Origin of the sequence: Mesorhizobium sp. M2A.F.Ca.ET.067.02.1.1, assembly GCF_004023285.1 — a bacterium.
Taxonomy (GTDB): domain Bacteria; phylum Pseudomonadota; class Alphaproteobacteria; order Rhizobiales; family Rhizobiaceae; genus Mesorhizobium.
The window spans coordinates 1-8,432 of the sequence record NZ_RZSB01000207.1 but is presented as its reverse complement, the minus strand read 5'-3'; the positions used below and the strand labels follow the sequence as shown (position 1 = coordinate 8,432).

Here is an 8,432-nt window from a genome sequence, read left to right as displayed (position 1 = left end):
GCCGGGCATCGAATAGGTATTGCTTGCCGTTCCGAACACCTGCTCGTTCTGCCTTGTCGCGCCCGCGCCCGAGCCGTAGGCGGCCGAGCCCGCATAGGCGGCGCTGGCGCCGGTGCCGATCGCCACAGCGTTCAGGCCGGCCGAGGATGCGCCAGACCCCATGGCGATCGCGTTGGCGCCGGTCACCGTCGTGCCATTGCCGAACGCCAGCGCATTGGTGGCGTTGACCGTGCTGCCCGATCCGATCACCACCGATCCCGACGAATTGGCGGTGCTGGCGACAATGTTGTTCGAGCCGAAGACCTGAATGCCGTTGCCGTTGCCGGCGACGTTCGGGGCGTTGACGGCATTGTCGTCGCCATAGACGAAGGACTTGTCGCCATTGACGACATTGGGATCGCCGATCGCGTAGCTGCCATTGCCCCTGACGGTGTTGCCGGTGCCGAAGGCGCCGCTGTCGTCGCCGGTGACACTGTTGTTCGATCCGATGACGGTGGTGTTGTCGCCCTGCGACTGGTTGTTGGTGCCGCCGGCCAGCGCATTGGTGCCGCTGGCGTTGCTGCCGGAGCCCGCCGCGGTGGAGTTGGTGCCGCTGGCGTTCGGCTGCGCGCCTGAGGCGGTCGTGTCGTAATAGGGCGGATTTCCGCCGCCGCCGCTGATGCAGGTCAGGTCGCCCGCGGCATTGGTGCCGATGCCGGAGGTGCAGCCCGCAAGCGATGCGAAGCGAACGGTGCCCACGACGTCGAGCCCCGCGGCCGGCGCGGTCGTGCCGATGCCCACATGGCCGTTTGCGTCGATGGTCATGCGGGTCACGCCGTCGGTGGCAAGCAGAAGCCGGCCGCTCGAGCCGGTAGCCGAATGCGCATTGATCAGCGAGGTGCCGACGCCGAAGCTGGCGCCGCCATAGCCGAAGGTCAGCGCATCCGCGTTGGCCGCCGAGGATACGCCGATCGTCTCGAACGTATCCTGGTTGGCGGCTCCATAGACATGCAGCTTGCTGGTGGGGGAAGCGGTGCCGAGACCGACATTGCCGTTCGCTGCGATGTCGAGGCTGCTTGTCGGCGCGCCCGGCCGGATGCGGAACGGCATCTGGCTGCCGTTCGTCAAGTCGCGTATGAAGAAATTCGTCTCGTTGCCGCCTACGTCCCAGGTCTGCGCCGTGAAGCCGCCGGCGTTTGTCTGCTCCAGGCGGATCGCCGGCGTGTCGCTTCGGGTTATCTGCAGGCCCAGAGTCGGGTTGGACGTGCCGAGGCCCAAATTGCCAAAGCTGTTGACATAGACCGAATTCTCGGGAGCGCCCGCATCGACGCGGAACACCATCTTGTTGCTCGTCGCATCCTGGATGCCGAAGTAATTGGCCCCGCCGGAGACGGAATCGTTCGCAATCAGCGCCCAGTCATTGGCGGCAAATCCGGCGTTCGTGCTCGTGTCGTTGAAGTAGATGCGTGTGTTGTTTTCCTTCATGACGATCGTGTTGAACCCGAAGGACTCGTTGTCGACGCAGTCGAGCCCGACGCAGAGGCTTCCTTGAACGACCTGGTCGTTCGCAACGACATTGTCGGCAAGCGCGTCGGCGACCGGCATGGCGAGGATCGCGGCGCCGAGGCGCAACGCCACGCACTTGGCCGCACGCTGTTTTGGTTTCGCCACAAGCCCCTCCCCCGAGGATCAATGATCGCAGATGTGCAGGCTTATGTGCCGGCCGTCGGTTTGGCAAGCAGTAGAAGCGCTCGCCGCCGGTCTTTATCGCGTTGTGTTCCCAGAACATCACCAGTAACGGCGGGCTGTGTTCAGATTCTTTTCCAGCCTGAATTGTGCCGGCCGTTGCGCGGCCTCAATGTGAACTGCACAGACCACCGTGTCGCGCGGTGTATTTTAGTTATACCGAATATATGCAGCTGTCCGGTTGTCCCCTTCCCGGCCCCCGGTTGGACTCCCTCGCGTGGAACCAACATGCCTCTGGCGCGTAGTTTCGCCATCGTCCCCAGCACAAGAAGGCAGGTGCCCATGCCCGTCCGCAGAAAACGCAGGAAGCACTCCGGCAGCGATCTCTTGCTGGCGCCGGCGGTGGTCGGCATGCGGGTGCCGCTGCTGGTGCTGGATGCCATGAGCCACGCGCCCAATGGGCGAGAGGCCTTGCAGGCGGTGCAGGAGAAGGCGCTTGCGGGAACGCAAGGGCTGTTCGCGGCGCAGGCAAAGATGATCGAGGCGGCGTTGCGCTTCTGGCCTGACGTCCTTTCCGGCAAAAGCCCGTCGCTTTGCGATGGCACCGTGGCGATGGAAGCGGCGGCGGCTGCCCTGTTGCCCGCGGCCAGGCAGGTGCGGCGCAATTTCGACCGTCTTTCGAAGCGGCGCTGACCGCGCCGCTTGCAGCAGCCGGGCGCCGGTGCGGGACAGGCCGGCTCAGCCGCAGTCTAAAGCGCGTCGCGATCTTTCAGATTCGCTCCATGCGCTTTTAGGTTTTTTATTTTACGCATGTCTTTATCCCGAAACCGGTTCCCACTTTCGGGAGACATGCTTCAGGGCATTTCACCGTTTCACGGAAACGGCGAAATGCCCTATCTCTTTGTTTTGGCGCAATTTCAGACGGAAAACCGCTTCACACTTTTCCTGAAATTGCTCTAAAGCGCGTCGCGATCTTTCAGATTCGCTCCATGCGCTTTAGGTTTTTGATTATACGCATGTCTTTATCCCGAAACCGGTTCCCACTTTCGGGAGACATGCTCTAGCCGATCGTTGCGAGGAACCGGTCGGTGAAGCCGGCGAGCGCGTTCCAGTCGGTGAATTCGTGATCCTGCCCGGGGCCTGGATCCTCGCCCTTCATGACGACGAATTTGACGAACTGCTCCTGGAAGTAATCGTATTTGGTGAAGCGCAAGGCGCCGCCCAGCAGAAGCGTCATGCGCGGCTGCCACCCCGTCACCGAGACGAAGCGGTCGACATATTTCCGGGCAGCGGCCTCGTGGCCTTCCAGCGCCGCCGACAGGCTGACCGATATCAGCGCCGAGGGCTTGCCGCTCAACAGGTCTCGATGCGCGAACACGAAGGTCGTGACGGCTTCCTGATGGTGCTCCTGGTGGACCGACGCGGCAATAACGAAGGCGTCGAAATGCCCGAGCTTCAAATCGGGCGTGAACTTCGCGCTGTCCAGCAGCTCGACCTGATGCCCGCGCCCGCGAATGTCGGTCGCCATCCGTTCGGCGACTTTCCTGGTCTGCCCTTCAGTCGTTCCATAGACAATCAAGAGGTTCACGACGTCCCTCCGAGGGTGGAAAGGCATTGATGGGGACAATCCAGTGCCGTCTCGACCGGCACGCCTGCGCCCCACTACAACGGGGCGCATCATAGCGCATGAAAGGGGTTTCACGCACCGATTTTCGCGGCGGGGCGGATACCGGGGTGTCCGCGCGACGGACGGAGCGGGGTAGCGCTGCCTTATGTGACGCGGCTCGACTTCCATCCGCCAAGGCTTATGCGATCACGCCATCCCGCGGCGGGTGTTTTTTAGCTATCTTGAATATGCGGCGGACGCAGGTTCGCCGGGCCGGCGTCGGGGCGGGTGCTCCCATCAGGCAACAGGCGCCGGCCACCTGGAGCGGCCTGCTAGTCACGCGCCGCCCCGGTGTTGACCGCCGGCGCCGCTTGCGCAGCCGACGAGCCGGCGCAGCCTTCTGTCCAGCCCGGGCGCTGCTATTCGCGGCTGTCGGCGAGCTTGTTCGACACAAGCGGATTCATGCGCTCCAGCGTTCCGTCCTTCATGACGAACTGGTGCCATATCGCGATCAGCGCATGGGCGCCGGCCAGCCACAGGATCAGCGTGCCGCCGGTTTCGTGCAGCTCGGCGATCAGGCCCGGCGCGCCTTGCACGGGCGCGGCGAGCGCCGGCAGGTCCAGCCCCAGGAAGAAGACCTGGATGCCGAGGCGCGAGGCGGCGTACCAGCCGCTCAGCGGCAGCGCGATGAGGAACAGATAGAGCACCGTGTGTCCGGCGCGCGCGGCAAGGTCCATCCAGCGGCTCTGCGGGTCCTCGACGCGGGGCGCCGCGCCCAGCCAGCGCGCCAGCAGGCGCGGCACGACCAGCAAAAGCACGGCAAGGCCGAAGGTGAAATGCAGGTAGGGCGGGTCGGCGCGCGCATGGCGCCCGCCCTCTGCGGTGAACCAGGCGATGACGACCAGCAGGGCCGTAAGCCAGTGGATGGCGATGGTGATCTGTGAATAGCGCCGCATCGGGCTTGCTCCGTCTTTTCAGGCGCGCGCATGCCGAGGCCGGGAACGCCACGGCGCGCAACGTTCATGTGGTTCCGCGGGCGTCCAGGGAGGCGCCCGCGGTTGCCCCGCTGCGGGGCGCGTTCAGGCGATGTCGGCCGGCGCGGCTTTGCGCTTGCGGCCGGTGATCATCGCGCGAACAAGGTTTTCATTATGGCGAAGGCTTGCCAGCGCCACGCCGCCGATATGGACGAGCACCAGCGCGAGCAGGCCGTGCGCGGCCAGGCTGTGCGCGTCCTCCACCCAGGACACGCCGAAATACGTGTCCGTCGTCTGCATCCACCCGGTCACCGCCACCGACACCATCATGGCCATCAGCACGATCACCATCGCGCCGCCAGCCGGGTTGTGGCCGATATAGCGCGCCTCGCTGCCCTTGAGTATGGCAACGAGATAGCGCAGCACCGTCGCGGGATCGCGCACGAATTGCGAGAAGCGCGCATAGGGCGTGCCGACGATGCCCCACACCAGCCGCATGGCGACAAGCGAGGCGGCGGCGTAGCCGGCCCAGTGGTGGATGGTCTCGGCGCTTTGCGGGGTGAACCAGGCGATGGCGAAGCTCAGCACCAGCGCCCAGTGGAAGCCGCGCACGACACGGTCCCAGACGCGCACCACGTCGCGGGGCGCGTCGGCTCGTGCCGGCAAGGCTCGATCAGTTTTCGCCGGCTTCGGCATTGTCGAGCTTCTCCAGCGTCTCGGCATTGTAGGCGGTGTTGACCTTCTTGCCGTCCTTGCCGATCGCATAGACCTCGTAGCAGCCCTTCTCGGTCTTGATCTGGCGCATGGTGAGGCCCTCGCCCTTCAGCTGCGCCTCGAGTGTCGCCTTGGGCTGGAACTTCGATTTCGCGGCGGTGCTGCAGGTGCCGGCGGCCAGCGCCGGTCCGGCGATCACGCCCGCGAGGGCGACGATAAGAAGAGAGCGATACATGGGATCTCCATCCGGTTGAAAGGTTGCGGCGCGGCTGAGGATTCAGCCGACAGGCCGTGACGGCTTGCGCGCGTCATTGGCGAGGCATAGCTGATCCAAGCTGACAACCGACTGACAGCCTTCCCGAGGGGCGGGCGCGACGCGGGAGATCCGGGCGGCGTGCCCGATATCGCTGGTTTTGAGGCTAAGCCGGCGGGCTGCTACACGGCGAGCGTCGGCTCGGTGTTGACCTCCAGCGCCGCTTCCGCTTCGTGATCCTCGTCGGGCAGGACCTCGCCATGCACCGCCAGGGGTCGGCCGATCCAGAGCGGGTCGACGAGGTGGTCGCGCCTGGCATTGGCGGTGTTGGGGTGAATCAGGATGCTCAAGCCGCCATGGTTCAGCATCAGCCACGGAACCAGCGTGGCGAAAAGGCCGGTGGCGAAGGAGACCTGGTACATGGCCTGGTCATGCGGGCCGACCTTCTTGTCGTGCCAGTTGCCCAGCCGCACGCGAAAACGCTCGCCGATGCGCTCGCGCAGCCATTCGGCGTGCCGGCGCTCGGCCGCATCGCCGAAATAGATATGGGCGTGATAGCTGGCGATCTCCGAAAGCTGTCTCGGATTATCTGGCGTGGCGTCGTTCATCGCGATGCTCCCCTCCCCGATGGTTCGATCCTGAGCGGTGGGACTGTAGGCGGTTCTCCGTTTCCTGGAAACGGGTGAAGCGCTCCGTTCAGTGTCGGCGAGTTTGGCTGGCAATCGCGGACGCTGGCGCTGCCCCCTCTCCGTCTCGGCGCGCCGAGCCACCTCTCCCCCGCCTTTGGCGGGGGCGAGGAACCCAAGCTTTCAGCGGGCAGCGCCCTTGCCGATTGGCGTTTCCTCGCCCCCGCCAAAGGCGGGGGCGAGGTGTCCGCGAAGCGGACGGAGAGGGGGAGCGACCTCCGCGATTGCGCTCGGAGCGCTTCCCTACCCCTCGCCGCCATTCGCGCCGCTTCCCCACAGCGCCCGCCGGATCAGGCCGCGCTTCTTCTTCCTCGATACCAGATCGACATCGCTGACCAGCCGCGCGCCGCCCTCGCGCCGCTCCAGCGTGATCTTGCGCGTATGAAAAGCTTCCAGCTCGGCGCGGTGGGCGACGCTGATGATGGTGACGGTGGGCAGTTCCTTCATCACCGTTTGCATCATCGTGTCCTGGCTCTTCTCGTCCAGCGCCGAGGTCGCCTCGTCGAGCACGACGATGTCCGGCCCATGCAGCAGGAGGCGCGCGAAGGCCAGGCGCTGCTTCTCGCCGCCGGACAGCGTCTGGTCCCACGGCGCCTCTTCCTCCAGCCGGTCCTTCAGATAGCCGAGACCGACCTTGTCGAGGGCAGCGGCGATCTCCTTCGTCTTCCAATTGTCGGCGGCGGCCGGATAGGCGGTGGCGCGGCGCAGCGTGCCGGACGGGATGTAGGGGCGCTGCGGCAGCATGAAGAGCCGCTTGCCCGGATGGAAATCGACGCTGCCGCTGCCCCAGGGCCAGAGGCCGGCGATGGCGCGCACCAGCGTCGACTTGCCGGTGCCGGATTCGCCCGAGACCAGCACGCGCTCGCCGGGCTCGATCTCCACCTCGGTTTCCTTCACCACCGAGGTGCCGTCGTCGAGCGTCACGGAAAGATTCCTGAGGCTGAGCATGGCGCCGTCCTCGGTCTCGCCGCGCTGGATGCGGCCCAGCCTGTCGTTCGCTTCGGCCCGCTCCAGGCCGTCGAGCGACATCATCAGCGAGGCGATGCGGCGGGCCGAGGCGTTCCAATCGGCCAGGCGCGGATAATTGTCGACCAGCCAGCCGAACGCGCCTTGCACCATGGCGAAGGCGGAGGCCGCCTGCATGACCTGTCCAAGGCTCATCGAGCCGTCGAGGAATTTCGGCGCGCATAGAAGCACCGGCACGACCGGCGCGAACAGGCTGGAGCCCTGCGAGACGAGCGTGGTGCGCATGTGCTGGCCGGTGAGGCGCGCCCAGCGGCCGAGCGCGGCGGCGAAGCTGCGGTCGATGCCGGCGTTCTCCTCCTCCTCGCCGCCCAGCAGCGCGATGCTCTCGCCGTTTTCGCGCACGCGCGTCAGCACGTAGCGGAACTCTGCTTCCGTCTGGTTCTTCTGCTCGGAAAGCTCGACGAAATGGCGGCCGATGAAGAACATCGAGGTCGAGGTGATGGCGGCATAGATGACGGCGGTGACGACCAGGAAGCCGGGCACGGTGATGACCGAGCCGCCCAGCGAAAAGCTCAGCGCGCCGCCGATGGTCCACAGCACCACGATGAAGGTCGACGCCGACAGGAAGGCGTTGAGCACGCCGGCGACGAAATCGACGGGCGATTCCGTCGCGATCCTGAGATCCTCGGTCAGGCGGGCCTCGGGATTGGCGTGGTCGCCCTTGACGAGGTTGAGCTGGTAATAGCGGCCGCTGGCCAGCCAGCGCTGGATGACCGCCGTGGTCAGCCAGGAGCGCCAGCGGCGCTGCATGGTCATGCGCAGATAGACCTGGGCGACCACCAGGCTGATGCTGCCGGCGACCAGCGGCAGGAAGATAGCGCTCAGCCAATAGACGGTGTGGGCGTCGCGCTGCTCGATGGCGTCGAAGATCGCGCGGTTCCAGCGGTTGATGCCGTACTGAAAACCGACATTGACGCAGATCAGCACGAGCAGCCCGATCGTCAGCGGCCAGGCGAGCCTGTCGCCATGCAAACCCCAGTAGCCGCGGCCGCTGATCCAGAAGCGCCGCAGAAGATACTTCTTGCGCGCCCGCTCGGCCTCTTCGGGCGAAAGCTGAGGACCCGGCTCGGCGGCCTCGGGCGGCGGCGACCCGGCATGGCCGATGGCCTCGGGCGCGGCATCGGCGGGTGGCTTTTCCTCCGGCGGGCTCCCGCCGGCCGGTGGCTTGTCTCGCAGCGATTTGTTGCCTTTCAGCCGGTCTTCTGGTTCGTCTTCCGCTGCCTTATCCGCGCGCGGCTTCACAGCGCCGCGCGGTTTCGGCTGGCGCGGCTTTTCGTGGCGCGGGGCGCGCGACGCCGGGCGCGGCTTGCTTTCACCGCGCTCAATGGCACTGTCGTCCGGTTTCGGTTTGCGCTTGGCCGGGGGCATCGCGCGACAACGGCCCAAAAATCAAAAGGTTTCACGAGAGCGCCACCCAGAGCAACCGCAGAGGGCGCTCCCCCTCTCCGTCCCGGCTTCGCCGGGCCACCTCTCCCCGCCTTTGGCGGGGGCGGCGAGGAACCCAGGCC

7 protein-coding genes and 1 pseudogene are annotated in these 8,432 nt (G+C 66.0%); 1 reads left to right on the top strand and 7 read right to left on the bottom strand.

The genetic code is table 11. From position 1 onward, the window contains the following. Nucleotides 1–1,650 (bottom strand): annotated as a pseudogene (locus tag EOA28_RS16055) (hypothetical protein); the annotation flags it as partial. A gap of 357 nt (nt 1,651–2,007) precedes the next feature. On the opposite strand from EOA28_RS16055, the gene EOA28_RS38850 reads away from it, so the two are divergent. Continuing rightward, a complete protein-coding gene (locus tag EOA28_RS38850; protein ID WP_189342059.1) occupies nt 2,008–2,358 on the top strand; it encodes a hypothetical protein in 351 nt (116 codons plus the stop codon). Nucleotides 2,359–2,725: 367 nt separating this feature from the next. Here the strand turns inward: EOA28_RS38850 and EOA28_RS16045 are convergent, their stop codons facing one another. From EOA28_RS16045 to EOA28_RS16020, 6 genes are all read right to left on the bottom strand, one after another. After that, the gene (locus EOA28_RS16045) at nt 2,726–3,253 is read right to left on the bottom strand and encodes a flavodoxin domain-containing protein (RefSeq protein WP_127249916.1); all 528 of its coding nucleotides are present in this window, start codon (nt 3,251–3,253) and stop codon (nt 2,726–2,728) included. 437 nt (nt 3,254–3,690) lie between these two features. Then, nucleotides 3,691–4,227, bottom strand: coding sequence for a cytochrome b (locus EOA28_RS16040; RefSeq protein WP_127249915.1), 537 nt, complete (start codon nt 4,225–4,227; stop codon nt 3,691–3,693). Between the two features lie 123 nt (nt 4,228–4,350). Further along, nucleotides 4,351–4,941, bottom strand: coding sequence for a cytochrome b/b6 domain-containing protein (locus EOA28_RS16035; protein ID WP_189342058.1), 591 nt, complete (start codon nt 4,939–4,941; stop codon nt 4,351–4,353). Next, nucleotides 4,919–5,194 (bottom strand): PepSY domain-containing protein, encoded by a 276-nt coding sequence (locus EOA28_RS16030; protein ID WP_127249914.1) that lies wholly within the window; start codon nt 5,192–5,194, stop codon nt 4,919–4,921. Before EOA28_RS16030 ends, EOA28_RS16035 begins: the two co-directional genes overlap by 23 nt. Nucleotides 5,195–5,394: 200 nt before the next feature. Then, nucleotides 5,395–5,820 carry a DOPA 4,5-dioxygenase family protein gene (locus EOA28_RS16025; protein WP_127249913.1) on the bottom strand — a complete coding sequence of 142 codons (426 nt, stop codon included), beginning with the start codon at nt 5,818–5,820 and terminating at the stop codon, nt 5,395–5,397. Between the two features lie 321 nt (nt 5,821–6,141). Continuing rightward, nucleotides 6,142–8,292 carry an ABC transporter ATP-binding protein/permease gene (locus tag EOA28_RS16020; RefSeq protein WP_245501529.1) on the bottom strand — a complete coding sequence of 717 codons (2,151 nt, stop codon included), beginning with the start codon at nt 8,290–8,292 and terminating at the stop codon, nt 6,142–6,144. Nucleotides 8,293–8,432: the final 140 nt, after the last annotated feature.